Genomic DNA, 15,317 nt, shown 5'->3' with positions numbered 1-15,317 from the left:
TAATCGCTATCACGTATGACCATTATGAAAAAGTAACTGCTAATCGAGCGTTGGCAATCTTTTCATACGGAATCTCTACATTTTTCTTTCTTGTTTTTATTTTTACTTCGATTGAAACAAACTGCCCATCAAATTGAGTAAGAATTCCTTCAAAGGATTTTTCACCGTCTAATGGCTCGAAAGTTTTAATAAAAACGTTTTTTCCAATTGCTTTTTCAAAATCCTTGCTTTTTTTAAGCGGCCTTTCAGCACCAGGTGAAGATACTTCAAGGAAATAGTTATGCGAAATTGGATCTAGTTCATCAAGTTTCCCGCTAAGCTTCTCGCTTACTATTCCGCAATCTTCAATATCTACTCCATTGTCTTTATCAATAAAAACTCTTAAAAACCATTCTCTTCCTTCTTTTACATACTCAATATCAACAAGTTCTAGCTGCATTTCATCTAATATTGGAAGCACTAATTGCTCAACGGTTTCAACCACTTTACTCATGACAATCCCTCCTTTACACCAGCCATCTATTGAAAAGATAGAACGAGTTTTAGAACATTTTTTATATAAGGATAAGTTGAGAAAGCTCAAAGGCTTAACAAAATAGCCCGCTTATCCATCCCATCTTTAATAATTTATCTACACAACAAGAGAAAGAGTGGGTTGCCCCACTCTTGGTTACGAGAGTTATGTTAGTATTTCCAATAAAACTATATCATAACCCCTTCTAATATGCAAATTAAAGTAGATGATACACGGATTTAAAAGTTCCAATCATCCATTTCCTATTGGAAGAATAGATATCGATCAAAGGATTTTCTATTTACTAAAATAATGAAAGCTGATTTTGATCTGGCAATGCTTCTAAGCAGCCATGATTGGTCAAATATTCAATGATTGTTTTTGAAACTTTTCCTCTCTGTTGTAAATCTTCTTTAGACAAAAATTCTCTTTCTTTTCTAGCATTGACTATATTGAAAGCGGCATTTGTTCCTAAACCAGGAATCGAGTTGAAAGGAGGAATTAATGAATGATCATCAATAATAAATTCATTCGCGCTTGATCGATATAGATCCACTTTTTTAAAGGAATACCCTCTTTCTACCATTTCAAGTGCTAGTTCTAATACAGTTAATAGGTTTTTTTCTTTTGGTGATGCTTCAAGCCCTTTAACATTAATTTCATCAATCTTGGAGCGGATGCTTTGAGAGCCTCTGTGCATAGCTTCTATATCAAAATCTTCAGCACGTACAGTAAAGTATGCTGCATAGTACAATAGTGGATGATGCACTTTAAAATAAGCAATTCGAACAGCCATCAAAACATATGCAGTCGCATGCGCCTTAGGGAACATGTATTTAATTTTTTTACATGAGTCAATATACCATTCAGGGACTTCATTTTTTCTCATTTCTACTTCCATGTCATCTGTTAACCCTTTTCCTTTACGTACAGACTCCATAATTTTAAAAGCAAAAGCTGGATCCAAGCCTTGATAAATTAAATAAACCATAATATCATCCCGGCAGCCGATTACTTCGCTTAAGGTACAAATGTTATCATGTATTAACTCTTGTGCATTTCCAAGCCATACATCTGTTCCATGGGAAAGTCCTGAAATTTGTACAAGCTCAGAAAAAGTCGTAGGTTTAGTACTCTCGAGCATTTGTCGAACAAATCGTGTTCCAAATTCAGGAATCCCTAACGTCCCAGTTTTACACATAATTTGTTCTTCTGTTACTCCAAGTGATTCAGTACCGCTAAAAATTTTCATTACTTCTGGGTCGTCAGTTGGTATCGTTTTAGGATCAACTCCACTCAGATCCTGGAGCATACGAATAACAGTCGGATCATCGTGCCCAAGTATATCAAGCTTCAGCAAATTATCATGAATGGAATGAAAGTCGAAATGGGTTGTTTTCCATTCTGAATTTCGATCATCTGCTGGAAACTGTATCGGTGAAAAATCATAAATATCCATGTAGTCTGGGACAACTATTATCCCACCTGGATGCTGACCGGTTGTTCTTTTTACCCCTGTACACCCAGAAGCTAATCGATCTATTTCCGCTCCTCGTATTTGCAGATTATGATCCTGTTGATAAGCTTTCACATATCCGTAAGCTGTTTTATCAGCAACCGTACCAATGGTCCCAGCACGATACACATTATCTTCACCAAACAATACTTTTGTATAGTTATGGGCCCTTGGCTGATATTCCCCTGAAAAATTCAAATCGATATCTGGAACCTTATCTCCTTTAAACCCAAGGAATGTTTCAAATGGGATATCATGGCCATCCTTCTTATATTTTTCTCCACAGTTAGGACATTCCTTATCAGGAAGGTCATATCCAGATCCTACTGATCCATCATTAAAGAATTCAGAATGCTTACAAACCGGACATACATAATGAGGAGGTAAAGGATTAACCTCTGTTATTTCTGTCATTGTTGCTACGAAGGATGAGCCTACCGATCCTCGAGAACCAACTAAATAGCCGTCGTCTAATGATTTTTTTACGAGTTTATGAGAAATAAGATAGATAACGGCAAAGCCATGACCAATAATACTTTTTAATTCTTTTTCAAGCCGAGCTTCTACAATTTCAGGCAATGTATCTCCATAAATACTTCGTGCCATAGAATAGCTCATTTCTCGAATTTCTTCATCAGCACCTTCAATCTTAGGTGTATACAAATCATCTTTAATTGGTTTAATTTCATCTATTTTATCTGCAATTTTATTCGTATTTTCAATGACGATTTTCTTTGCAAGGTCGCTCTCTAAAAATGAGAACGAATCTAGCATCTCATTTGTTGTACGAAAATGGACATCTGGCAGCTTGTGACGATTTAAAGGATTCGCTCCGCCTTGAGAACTAATAAGTATTTTTCGATAGATTTTATCGTTTGGATTTAAGTAATGTACGTTACCCGTTGCAACGACCGGCAAATCTAGTTTTTCCCCTAAAAGAACGATGTTTTTTATAATTTCTTCAAGTGCTTTTTCATTTTTCACTAGTTCTAATTCAAGTAAATGGGCGTATACTTCCTTCGGTTGTACCTCGAGATAATCATAAAATTGGGCGATTTCTTCCACTTCTTCTGGAGATTTTTGCATCATTCCTTCAAATACTTCTCCCTTATCACAAGCCGATCCTACTAAGATACCTTCTCGAAACTTTTGCAAGACGGACCTTGGGATTCTTGGGACACGATAAAAATATTCAATATGAGAGATCGATATTAATTTAAATAAATTTTTTAAGCCTAATTCAGTTTGCGCTAGCAATATACAATGATAAGGACGAGCTCTTTGATAGGCTTTACCTTGCCCCATATGATCATTAAACTGATTGTGATTGTTAATGCCTTTTTCATGTGCGTCCTTTAACATTTTTAAAAGTAAATAACCGGTTGCTTCTGCATCATAGATCGCTCGGTGATGTTGAGTTAGCTCAATATCAAACTTTTTTGACAACGTATTAAGACGATGATTCTTCATATCTGGGTATAAAAATCGACCTAACTCTAACGTATCAATTACTGGATTTGTTGCCTTGCCAAGCCCAATTTTTTTATAACCTACATTTAAAAATCCCATATCAAAAGATGCATTATGTGCAACTAAAACGGCATCTGATGACCAGCTATGGAATCTTTTAAGCACTACTTCTACATCAGGGGCATTTTCAACCATTTCATCTGTTATACCTGTTAGATTAATCGTTGTAGCTGAAAGAGGATGATGAGGATTAGCAAACGCTTCAAATTTATCAATAATTTCTCCATTTTGGATTTTTACAGCCGCCAGTTCAATGATCGTATCGTAAACAGCAGAAAGTCCTGTTGTTTCCACGTCAAAGACGACAAATGTAGCATCTTCAAGTGTAAGATCTGCATCATTGTATGTGATGGGAACTCCATCATCGACTAAATTAATCTCTACCCCATATAATATTTTTATTCCGTTTTTCTTCCCTGCACCAAATGCCTCCGGAAACGACTGAGCAACAGCATGATCAGTTAAAGCAATGGCTTTATGCCCCCATTTTTTTGCTTGCGCAACAAGTGAACTTACCGTGGTGACAGCATCCATTTGACTCATTGGAGAGTGCAAATGGAGCTCAACACGCTTTTCTCCATCTGGAGAGGTATCCTTCCTCTCAATTGGCTTTATCTCATTAAGATCATTCCCAATCATAACAAGATCACGAACAAACGTATCATTTTGAATACTTCCTCGAACCTTTAGCCACATGCCTTTTTTAACTCTTTCAAAAAGTGCAGCATCCTCTTTATCGCGAGAAAACATCTTTACTAAAATGGAGCTTGTATAATCGGTAATCTTAAAGGTTAAAAGTGTTCGGCCACTGCGCAATTCCTTTGTTTCTGCAAAAAATACATATCCTTCAATGGCTACTCGGCGTTCTTCATCCACAATATCTTCTAATTTAATTAGTTCAACATCGTTTTTTATCGTTAGCCCAACAATTAGAGGTCCTTCTGATTCTCCTTTTTCACTTGCTTCTCTTTCTCGTTCTGTTTTTTGGATATCCTCAAAGGCCTGCTTTCCTCTTTCCATATCCTCTTGTTGTTTTGCAAGTAAAAATTGCTCATACTCTTTATTTGAAGAAAGATCGTTAATTTCGGTATCAATCGTAAATGCTGGAAATCCAAATTTTTGATATGCTTCAATGATAAAATTAGCATACTTGCGCTTAATCGCCATATTTTCCATATCATTTTGGACATTAATGATTAGCCTTTGTCCTTGAGCTGCAGGGCTTTGCTCTGTTAACAACTTTAATAATGGTGGGGATATCCCATCTAATTTTTGTATACACACATTCCAGTATTCCTTTACTAGCTGTTCCGAATAGCTAGTATCCATAACCTGAATAGAAAAACTAACATTTGCTATATGAGAAAAAGAGCTCACCAATTTATTTGAGAAGCGACTATAAATACTCCAAGGAATTATACTCTTAAAAAGAAAATAAAAATGCCATTTTTTTGTTTTCTTTTCAACTACAACTTTTTCAATTTGTGCTTGTTGAAAATATGGCATTACGGCATCTTCAGTAAGCTGTATTTGCTGGAGTAAGAGTTGGAATCGCTCCTGCTTGCCAGATGCATCGCTCATCGATCTCCCCCCTTTTATGTTTACTCAATTATTTTATAAATAAAAACAAACACCATTATAACATATCTACTTGTTCTTATTGAGTTAGGTCAAAATACAATGTGTTATATCCCAGTAAGTGATGCTTCAAACAGTGGGGGTTTTACTGACCCGTTAATGCGGGATAAAAGAAAACGGACGCCTACAAAAAGAACGGGTCCGTTTTCTTTCCTATCGTTTATTCTGCTGTTAGAAGTTCAGCTAGAGTTTGTAGTAATTCATCTTGATGAATTTCCTTCACTTCACCTGTTTTACGCACCTTAAGTTCGATAATTCCTTCATCTGCTTTCTTCCCAACTGTAATACGAATTGGCAAACCAATCAAGTCAGAATCAGCAAATTTCACACCTGGTCTTTCAATACGATCATCTAATAGGACATCATAGCGATTTTTCTTACATAAAGAATATAATTCGTTCGCAAGCGTTCTTTGCGTTTCATCCTTCATATTAATTGGAATGATGTGTAGATCATATGGGCTAATATCCGATGGCCAAACAATTCCTTTTTCATCATTAAATTGTTCAACGATCGCCGCTAGAGTTCTTGAAACTCCTATCCCATAACAACCCATAATAATAGGCTTTGATCTGCCATTTTCATCTAAGTACGTAGCATTCATTGCTTCGCTGTATCTTGTACCTAGTTTAAAAATATGTCCTACTTCAATCCCTTTTGCAAATTGAATAATCCCCTCACCATCCGGAGAAAGATCTCCCTCTTGAATAAATCGAATATCAGCATAGGAACTAACTTGAAAATCACGCTCTGGATTTACATTAATGAAATGGTTATGATCCTCATTAGCACCACAAATTCCATTCACAATTGATTGAACTGCGTTGTCAGCAACGATTACAACGTTATTTACACGAACAGGTCCAATCGACCCTACTGGGCAACCAATTACTTCTTTTGTTTCCTCTTGATCTGCTAATTCTACTGTTTTTGCTTCAAATAAGTTTTTAAGCTTAATATCATTGACTTCATGATCCCCTCGAACCAATGCCAATACATATTGATCATCTACTTTGAATAAAAGCGATTTAATACATTTCTCTGCACTGGTTTGTAAATAAGCAGACACTTCGTCGATCGTTTTTACGTCCTTCGTTAAAACTTTTTCAACAGCTTTAAACGGTTCATCACTTTTTGCATATTTCGTAATAACAGGTGCCATTTCAATATTTGCTGCATAGCTGGACGTATCTGAATAGGCAATTGTATCTTCCCCTACCTCAGACAATACCATAAACTCATGTGTATCTTTTCCACCCATTGCTCCTGAATCAGCAATTACAGCTCGGTAATTCAAACCACATCTTTTAAAGATATTTGAATAGGCGGTATAAATTTTATCGTAAACCTCATCGAGGCTTTCTTGAGATGAATGAAAGGAATAACCATCCTTCATAACAAATTCTCTTCCGCGCAGTATTCCAAATCGAGGACGTTTTTCGTCTCTAAATTTCGCTTGAATCTGATAAAGGGATAGAGGCAGTCGTTTGTAAGATTTAATTTCATCTCGTATAATACTTGTAATGACTTCCTCATGTGTTGCTCCTAATGCAAATTCTCGCTGGTTACGATCTTGTAGCCTCATTAATTCAGGACCATATGTATACCATCTACCCGATTCCTGCCAAAGCTCAGCTTGTTGAAGGACAGGCATGAGTAATTCAACAGCTCCCGATACATCCATCTCTTCTCGAATAATCGTTTCAATTTTGTGTAATACCTTTTTAGCTAGTGGTAAATAACTATATACACCGCTAGCATTTTGACGAATATACCCAGCTCTTAATAGTAACTGATGACTTTTTACATCTGCATCTGCGGGTACTTCTCTCAGAGTAGGAATCAGTGTCATACTTTGTTTCATAAAATTAGCACCTCTGTTTTATTAATCAATTTTATTTAATACGAAATAACCCAAAACAAAGAGACAGACATCCTCTAAGATGATGGCAAGTATCGAAGTCATGTATCTCTTAGACGATGTCTATCACTTTTGGGAACAATCTAATTAATTATAGAAAAAACCTTTGAATATCGTTCCATGTCACAACAAGCATTAGTAGCATTAAAAGAGCAAATCCTATAAAATGAACCATTCCCTCTTTTTGACGATCAATTGGTTTCCCTCTAACTGCTTCAACTGCAAAGAACATTAATCTTCCACCATCTAACGCTGGTATTGGGAGTAAATTCATAATTCCTAAATTTATGCTTAATATACCTGCCCATTTCATTAAATAATAGATACCTGATTTCGCTACTGTATCTGTAGAAACATAAATGCCTACAGGACCTGACAAAGCATTGATAGAAAATTGACCCGTAACAAGCTTGCCTAGCATAGAAAATATTTCTTTTGTCCAAAAATACGTTTCTTTTACACCATAAGATATTGCTTTTACCGGTGATTTTTCCATTGGAGTATAAACACCGATAATACCTATTTTCTTCCCTTCAATCACTCTTTCCTGAGGAGTAACCGGTATTTCATGCTCTTTCCCATTTCGTTCAATTGAAAATTCCAGCTGTTGGTTTGGACTTTTACGAATGATCTCTACAACATCATTCCAATTAGAGATTTCCGCGCCGTCGATGCTATTCACAATGTCACCTTTTTTTAATCCTGCTTTTAATGCTGCCCCATCCTCAGTAAGCTTTCCTAATGCAGGATCATTTGTAGGAATTCCTTGTAATAGAGCGATCATGACAAAAACAACAAAAGCAAGGATAAAATTCATCATTGGTCCAGCAAATATAGCCATCGTTCTTTGACCTAACGTTTTTGAGCCAAACTGGCGATCGTGAGGAGCAAGCTGTGTTTCCACACCATTTTCGATGATGACAGCTTTTCGATGAATAGGAAATACTTTTATTTGTTCATCTTCATCTCCTTCTACATAACCTTTAATCACAAGATCATGCTCGATATCAGCTGATTCAACCTCTATTACACGTGCATCTGGATATTTTTCTTTATTATTTAAGATAATTTTACTTACTTGATCATCCTTATTAAAAAGCAGAGCAACCCGATATCCGGCTTTTATATCAACCATTTCAGGGTCTTCGCCCGCCATCCGCACGAATCCTCCAAGTGGCAGCAATCGAATTGTATAAGTTGTTTCGCCTTTTTTATGGGAAAATACTTTTGGACCAAACCCTATGGCAAATTCACGGCACAGGATTCCAGCTCTTTTAGCAAAAATAAAATGTCCTAGTTCATGAAAGAAAACAAGAGCACCAAAAATAATGATAAAGGCTATTACTGTACTCACAATATAACCACCTTTTAGTAAAATTTGAAATTACGTTTTTACCTACTTCGAAGTACAGAAGGTACGAGACCAGTATCTATGAAAACAAACAATTGTATTTTCCTTAATTGGCAAGTGCAATTCTCCACAAGCCTATTAATTCAATGTTTTTAAGAGTGTATTGACATATTTTCTCGTTTCCAGATCAATTTCTTGTATTTCTAAAAGGCTTGGATTAGAAATACTTTGATGATTTTCGAGCGCATTTTCGATTAGGTTTTCAATTTGTAAAAAACCTATCTTTCTTGAAAGAAAAAGTGCAACTGCTGCTTCATTTGCAGCATTTAACACTGTAGGGAGGGTACCGCCAGCTTTCCCAGCTTCATATGCAAATTTTAGACATCGAAATCGCTCAAAATTCATTTCCTGAAAATGCAGCTTTCCTATTTCGGCTAAATTTAAGTGCTTCGCTGAAGAGAGCGGAAGCCTTTCAGGATAAGTAAGTGCGTACTGAATAGGTACTCTCATATCAGGGGAACCAAGCTGGGCTATGATGCTGCTATCGTGAAACTCAATCATCGAATGTATAATGCTTTCTTTATGGAGTAATACATCAATTTTATGATAAGGCATTGAAAAAAGCCAATGTGCTTCAATCACCTCAAGCCCTTTATTCATCATTGTTGCAGAGTCTATTGTTATTTTTGCTCCCATTGCCCAGTTTGGATGCTTTAAGGCATCTTCAACAGTTACATTTGTTAGCTCTTCTCTAGTTTTATCACGAAAGCTTCCGCCTGAAGCTGTTATTATCAGTTTATGAATGTTCTTTTCCCTCTCACCTTGCAGGGCTTGAAAAATAGCTGAATGTTCACTGTCTACAGGAAGGAGAGCCACACCTTTTTTCTTTGCTGTCTCCGTTACTAGATGTCCTGCAGTTACTAAAGTTTCTTTATTCGCAATCGCTATCGTTTTATTTGCTTCAATTGCTTTTAATGTAGGGTATAGCCCAACACTGCCAATAACTGCATTAACAAGAATATCACCTTGATGATAAACTGCACATTCTGTTAAGCCTTCGTTCCCGTGAACGAAAGTAATATTCGGAAATTCCGTTTTAAGGAGTTCCGAAGAAGATTTATCGATCATTGACACAAGCTTCGGTTGAAACTCATGAATGATTTTTCTAGCAAGATCCGTATTTTTCCCCGCTGAAAATGCAGCTAATTTAAAACTTTCTGGATGTTCTCTAATCACATCTAATGTCTGGGTGCCAATAGAACCAGTGGCACCTAACAAATTTATATATTTCAACCAAATTCACTCCTACCAAAGCGCTACTTTCTTATCTTTGAACTGAGTCGTTGTTTCTGTTTTCCGCTTCCCGCTAAAAACAAATTTATAATAGTGTTAAGAAATGCAGGAGGGGCCAAACAAACAATAGACTATCAAATCGATCCAGTATCCCGCCGTGACCTGGTAAAATAGCTCCTGAGTCCTTTACATCGTAATGCCTTTTTAATGCTGATTCAACTAAATCACCAATTTGTCCAAAAATTGAAAGAACGATCGTAATCAATGTTAGCTTTATGAAAGAAACATTAATATCCGTAAAGATTGAAAAAAAGATTGAAATGACAAATGCACTAATAATGCCGCCAATAAAGCCTTCAACGGTTTTATTTGGACTGATCTCGGGCCAAAGCTTTCTCTTACCAATTGCTCTCCCGATAAAATAGGCACCTGAATCCGTAGCATAAATAATGAATAGAGAATATAAAATATATAAAATCCCACCATTTTCTCTTATTTCAATTAAATAGTAAAAACCAAAACCAATATATATGGTAGCCATGATTGAAAATGCTACATCATCAAAGGTAAACCGATTTTTTGTTACAACCGTATAAGTCAAAAATAATAAAACGGCAATTAGCACAATCTCCACTTTTGTATACGGCAGTTGCTGGATCGATATTTGCCACGATTTAGGCATTAAAAAAAGCCAAAGAACTAATAATGCGATTAGCCCTGAAATGGATAATAAACGTAGATTCCGCATTCTTAATAATTCATATAAACCAATAGTAGCTAATATATATGTGATAACAATTAATGGTATTCCACCGTATAGAACAACGGGAAGAAATACCCCTCCTGCGATTATTGCTGTAATAATTCTTTGTTTCATTCCATTTTCCTCACCTTTTTATACTCCACCAAAACGTCGCTGACGATTTTGAAAGACTTCAACAGCTTCAATAAAATGCTCTTCTTCGAAATCTGGCCAAAGAACATTTGTAAACCAAAATTCAGTATAAGCAAGCTGCCAAAGCATAAAATTGCTTAATCTAATTTCACCACTTGTACGGATTAATAAATCTGGATCTTGTAAACCTTTTGACATTAAGTATGAAGAAAAAACCTCTTCATCAAGATCTTTTTCATCTATTATACCACTTTTACAATCTGTTAAGACGTCCTTAACTGCATCTAGTATTTCTGCTCTGCTACCGTAATTTAAAGCAAAATTTAATACCAAGCCTGTGTTGTCCTTTGTTTCTGTTATCGCTTTTTCAATCGCATTTAGTGTATGAGCAGGCAAATCCTTTTTATATCCCATTAGTTTTACTTGAACATTTTCTTCAATTAGCTCAGGTAAAAAAGACCCTAGAAACTCTTCAGGCAGCTTCATTAAATATTCTACTTCCGTTTTTGGTCTTTTCCAATTTTCAGTAGAGAAAGCATAAAGCGTCAATGTTTTGATTCCCAACTTATTTGCAAGCTTAGTTATCTTTTTCACAACCTTCATGCCTGCATGATGGCCAGCAATTCTTGGAAGGGCTCTTTTCTTTGCCCATCGCCCATTACCATCCATAATGACTGCTACATGTGAAGGGACCTCGTGTTCTTTTATCATTGAAATTCGATCTCGGAGATTGGAAGAGGAATTCGGAGTCTTCCATAACTTCATTTTATCTAACATAAAACTGCTCCTCCAAAATAGGTTAAACTTAATTCCTTGGAAAAGTATCCTCGGAATTTTTTGTGTTAAGAATCATTTAAAATACAAACAAATATGTATGAACAAGGCTTATGATCCTAGAATATGATCTTATCATACCAAAAAACAAATAATTTTTCTTCTTAAATATAGATATGTAAGAAAGGGAAGAAAAATGAAATTTCATTCATCTTTCAGAAAGGCTGTTTTCGTATAGATTGTTGCTTTTAAACGCGCAGCCTGCATACACTTTGCTTTCCGCGGGCGAGCGTCAAGCCTCCTCGTCGCATACGCTCCTGCGGGGTCTCGCCTTTCTCGCATTCCCACAGGAGTCTACGTGTATGCAGGCTACTCCGAAACGTTTCTCGCAATGTTTTTTATGTCAAAAGCAATAAACTTTGAGAAAACAGCCTTCAGAAAAGAGCTACGATTCCGCTTACTCTCAAATAATTTATTCCTTCTTGTCTTTTTAAAAAAAGCTCCCTATTCATAGAGAGCTTTGAATATCACTTGTTTACACTTCAAGAATTTCTTTTTCTTTCTCTTTTGTAATTCCATCAACCTTACTAATATGGTCATCCGTTAACTTTTGGATATCTTCTGAATAACCTCTTTGGTCATCCTCTGTAATTTCCCCATTTTTTTCTAGTTTTTTCAAATCATCGTTTGCATCACGGCGAACATTACGAATGGCTACTTTCGCTTCCTCAGACTCTTTTTTGACCACTTTAACAAGCTCTTTACGACGTTCTTCTGTTAGAGGAGGAATGCTAAGTCGAATTAGGCTCCCGTCATTATTAGGTGTTAAACCAATGTCTGACTTTAATATCGCTTTTTCAATCTCTCCAAGTACTGATTTATCATACGGTTGAATGATTAACAGTCTTGCTTCAGGAACAGAGATTCCAGCTAATTGATTAATAGGAGTCGGAGCTCCATAATAATCGATTGAGATGCGATCTAAAAGGGAAGCATTCGCCCTTCCAGCTCTTATGCTAGATAGCTCTCTAGTATAGGCTTGGATGGCTTTAGTCATTTTATCTTTTGCAGTCGCAAGTATTTGCTTAGGCATTACTTTTTCCCCCTAACAATGGTTCCAATCATTTCACCTTGGACCACCTTTTTAATATTACCCTTTTCCATAATAGAAAAAACAATTAAAGGAATATCATTATCCATGCATAAAGAGGAAGCAGTTGAATCCATAACAGCTAATCCGTCTTTAAGGACATCTAAATAAGATAATTCATCATATTTTATTGCATCTTTATTCGTTCGAGGATCTGCAGAGTATACCCCATCAACATTGTTTTTAGCCATCAAAATGACTTCAGCATTTATTTCTGCCGCTCTTAAAGCTGCTGTTGTATCGGTAGAAAAATAAGGATTACCAGTACCAGCTGCGAAAATAACCACACGGGTTTTTTCAAGATGGCGAATGGCACGTCTGCGAATATAAGGCTCAGCAACTTGTCTCATTTCAATGGATGATTGAACTCGTGTTTCAATTCCCATTTGTTCTAAGCTATCTTGAAGAGCTAATGAGTTCATAACGGTTGCAAGCATACCCATATAATCAGCATTTGCTCTTTCCATTCCCATCTCTTCGCCTATTTTACCGCGCCAAATATTTCCGCCACCGACAACAAGTGCAATTTCAACCCCTAATTCAGCAACTTCCTTTACTTGTTCAGCTACTGATTTTATCACGGAAGGATTGATACCAAAACCTGCTTCACCAGCTAATGCTTCACCACTTAATTTTAATACAATACGTTTGTATTTAGGGTCGCTCATAAGAACCTCCTTATGTAATATTCAGCCATGCTTTAACGTTTTACCGTTAGCAAAATTCATTTAATAATAGCTGTTTTAATTAACTTGAATCATTTAACAAAACTTTATTATAAGTATTATACATTTTTTGTTTGAAAAATAGGGAACACAATGTGCTCCCTATTGCTGATTTTTTAAAATAGCTCCAACTACACATTGTGTATGGAAATCTATTCCTTATCTAATTATTTTTTAACTTGGCTCATTACTTCTTCAGCAAAGTTATCTTCACGCTTCTCAATACCTTCTCCTACTTCATAGCGAACGAAAGAAGTTAGAGTAGCTCCTTTTGATTCTACAAATTGGCGGACTTTTTGGTCTGGATTTTTTACAAATGTTTGATCTAGAACACAAACATCTTCAAAATATTTACTAAGACGTCCTTCAACCATTTTTGCTACAATTTTTTCTGGTTTTCCTTCATTTAATGCTTGTTGAGTTAATACTTGACGCTCATGCTCAACTTCCTCTTGCGACACTTGGTCACGAGATACATATTTAGGATTTAATGCAGCAATGTGCATCGCAACATCTTTTGCAGCGTCTGCATTAGCAGATCCTTCAAGAAGCGTTAATACTCCAATGCGGCCACCCATATGAAGGTAAGCACCAAATGCATCATTGTCAGTTTTTGTTTTAACTTCAAAACGACGCAGTGTAATTTTTTCTCCGATTTTTGCGATTGCAGCGTTGATATATTCTTCAACAGAAGTGCCATTTTCTAAAGTTTGTGCAGCAACTTCCTCAGTAGTAGCTGGTTTATTTTTCAAAATATGAGCAGCTAATTCTTTAACAAGCACTTGGAAGTTTTCGTTTTTTGCAACGAAGTCTGTTTCAGAGTTTACTTCAAGAATTACTGCTTCATTACCTTCTACTAGGATGTAAGATGTACCTTCAGCTGCAATGCGATCTGCTTTTTTCGCTGCTTTTGCAATACCTTTTTCACGAAGAAAATCAATCGCTTTGTCCATATCTCCGTCTGTTTCTTGTAACGCTTTTTTACAATCCATCATTCCAGCGCCAGTTTTTTCACGTAATTCCTTTACCATCTGTGCAGTAATAGCCATGATAAAATTCCTCCTTAAAGTTGATTTATGTAGTTATACATTATACATTATTGACTCTTATCAAGAATTCAGTTCATCTAATCTTTAAAAAAAGGTGATAAAGGGTGCACCCTCTAATCACCTTTTAAAATGTCCAACTTCAATTGCCTTAAACAAATCGTTCTCTCTTTGCTAGGCCACTCTAAAACTAGAATTAGGCAGTTGTAACTTCTTCGCCTTGCTTAGCTTCTAAAATAGCGTCTGCCATTTTAGCTGTAAGAAGTTTTACGGCACGAATAGCATCGTCATTTGCTGGAATAACAACATCAATCTCATCAGGATCACAGTTTGTATCAACGATTCCAACAATAGGGATGTTTAATTTATGTGCTTCTGCAACTGCAATACGCTCTTTACGTGGATCGATAATAAATAAAGCATCTGGAAGAGTCTTCATTTCTTTGATTCCACCTAAGAATTTTTCTAATTTCTCTTGCTCTTTTTTCAATTGAACGACTTCTTTTTTCGGAAGAACATCAAAAGTTCCATCTTCATCCATTCTCTCAATATCTTTTAAACGTGAAATACGTTTTTGAATGGTTTCAAAGTTTGTTAAAGTACCGCCTAACCAACGATGATTTACAAAATATTGTCCAGAACGGATTGCTTCTTCTTTAACTGAATCTTGAGCTTGCTTTTTAGTACCAACAAAAAGAATCGTACCGCCGTTACCAGCAAGTTCTTTTACGTAGTTGTAAGCTTCCTCAACTTTTTTAACCGTTTTTTGAAGATCGATAATGTAGATGCCGTTACGCTCTGTGAAAATATATTTTTTCATTTTTGGGTTCCAACGGCGCGTTTGGTGTCCAAAGTGTACACCAGCTTCAAGCAATTGCTTCATAGAAATAACTGACATGTTTTTTCCTCCTAAATGGTTTTGATTTCCTCCGCTCATTTCATCTTTTATTGTAAACTGTATCAT

General features: G+C 36.1%; 11 protein-coding genes. All 11 read right to left on the bottom strand.

All coding sequences use genetic code 11. The features are described from left to right. Positions 1–22: 22 nt before the first annotated feature. The 11 genes from rimP to rpsB all read right to left on the bottom strand — a co-directional run bounded on the left by rimP (position 23) and on the right by rpsB (position 15,251). Positions 23–493, bottom strand: coding sequence for a ribosome maturation factor RimP (rimP, locus tag FDO66_RS14885; protein WP_141433452.1), 471 nt, complete (start codon positions 491–493; stop codon positions 23–25). Between the two features lie 325 nt (positions 494–818). Next, complete coding sequence (locus FDO66_RS14880) at positions 819–5,141, bottom strand: PolC-type DNA polymerase III (protein ID WP_141433451.1); 4,323 nt, start codon at positions 5,139–5,141, stop codon at positions 819–821. Between the two features lie 217 nt (positions 5,142–5,358). Then, positions 5,359–7,062, bottom strand: coding sequence for a proline--tRNA ligase (locus FDO66_RS14875; protein WP_141433450.1), 1,704 nt, complete (start codon positions 7,060–7,062; stop codon positions 5,359–5,361). Positions 7,063–7,210: 148 nt separating this feature from the next. Further along, positions 7,211–8,473 (bottom strand): RIP metalloprotease RseP, encoded by a 1,263-nt coding sequence (gene rseP / locus FDO66_RS14870; RefSeq protein ID WP_141433449.1) that lies wholly within the window; start codon positions 8,471–8,473, stop codon positions 7,211–7,213. Between the two features lie 135 nt (positions 8,474–8,608). Further along, positions 8,609–9,763, bottom strand: a complete 1,155-nt coding sequence (dxr, locus tag FDO66_RS14865; protein ID WP_141433448.1) for a 1-deoxy-D-xylulose-5-phosphate reductoisomerase — start codon at positions 9,761–9,763, stop codon at positions 8,609–8,611. 85 nt (positions 9,764–9,848) lie between these two features. Further along, the gene (locus tag FDO66_RS14860) at positions 9,849–10,640 is read right to left on the bottom strand and encodes a phosphatidate cytidylyltransferase (RefSeq protein WP_141433447.1); all 792 of its coding nucleotides are present in this window, start codon (positions 10,638–10,640) and stop codon (positions 9,849–9,851) included. 18 nt (positions 10,641–10,658) lie between these two features. Beyond that, a complete protein-coding gene (locus FDO66_RS14855) occupies positions 10,659–11,435 on the bottom strand; it encodes an undecaprenyl pyrophosphate synthase (protein WP_141433446.1) in 777 nt (258 codons plus the stop codon). 532 nt (positions 11,436–11,967) lie between these two features. Continuing rightward, on the bottom strand, positions 11,968–12,525 hold the full coding sequence (gene frr, locus FDO66_RS14850) for a ribosome recycling factor (protein WP_141433445.1): 558 nt from the start codon (positions 12,523–12,525) through the stop codon (positions 11,968–11,970). Further along, positions 12,525–13,250 (bottom strand): UMP kinase, encoded by a 726-nt coding sequence (pyrH, locus tag FDO66_RS14845; RefSeq protein WP_141433444.1) that lies wholly within the window; start codon positions 13,248–13,250, stop codon positions 12,525–12,527. Before pyrH ends, frr begins: the two co-directional genes overlap by 1 nt. Positions 13,251–13,474: 224 nt before the next feature. Further along, entirely contained in the window at positions 13,475–14,356 is an 882-nt protein-coding gene (tsf, locus tag FDO66_RS14840) for a translation elongation factor Ts (RefSeq protein WP_141433443.1), read from the bottom strand. 193 nt (positions 14,357–14,549) lie between these two features. After that, positions 14,550–15,251, bottom strand: coding sequence for a 30S ribosomal protein S2 (gene rpsB / locus FDO66_RS14835; RefSeq protein WP_141433442.1), 702 nt, complete (start codon positions 15,249–15,251; stop codon positions 14,550–14,552). Positions 15,252–15,317 lie beyond the last annotated feature (66 nt).

Source organism: Bacillus sp. 03113 (genome assembly GCF_006546985.1).
Classification (GTDB): Bacteria; Bacillota; Bacilli; order Bacillales; family Cytobacillaceae; genus VATK01.
This window is presented reverse-complemented; position numbering and strand designations above follow the sequence as displayed.

Coding starts and splice junctions, on each gene's coding strand:
- rimP (WP_141433452.1), bottom strand. CDS start 493: ATGAGTAAAGTGGTTGAAACCGTTGAGCAATTAGTGCTTCCAATATTA.
- FDO66_RS14880 (WP_141433451.1), bottom strand. CDS start 5,141: ATGAGCGATGCATCTGGCAAGCAGGAGCGATTCCAACTCTTACTCCAG.
- FDO66_RS14875 (WP_141433450.1), bottom strand. CDS start 7,062: ATGAAACAAAGTATGACACTGATTCCTACTCTGAGAGAAGTACCCGCA.
- FDO66_RS14860 (WP_141433447.1), bottom strand. CDS start 10,640: ATGAAACAAAGAATTATTACAGCAATAATCGCAGGAGGGGTATTTCTT.
- FDO66_RS14855 (WP_141433446.1), bottom strand. CDS start 11,435: ATGTTAGATAAAATGAAGTTATGGAAGACTCCGAATTCCTCTTCCAAT.
- frr (WP_141433445.1), bottom strand. CDS start 12,525: ATGCCTAAGCAAATACTTGCGACTGCAAAAGATAAAATGACTAAAGCC.
- pyrH (WP_141433444.1), bottom strand. CDS start 13,250: ATGAGCGACCCTAAATACAAACGTATTGTATTAAAATTAAGTGGTGAA.
- tsf (WP_141433443.1), bottom strand. CDS start 14,356: ATGGCTATTACTGCACAGATGGTAAAGGAATTACGTGAAAAAACTGGC.
- rpsB (WP_141433442.1), bottom strand. CDS start 15,251: ATGTCAGTTATTTCTATGAAGCAATTGCTTGAAGCTGGTGTACACTTT.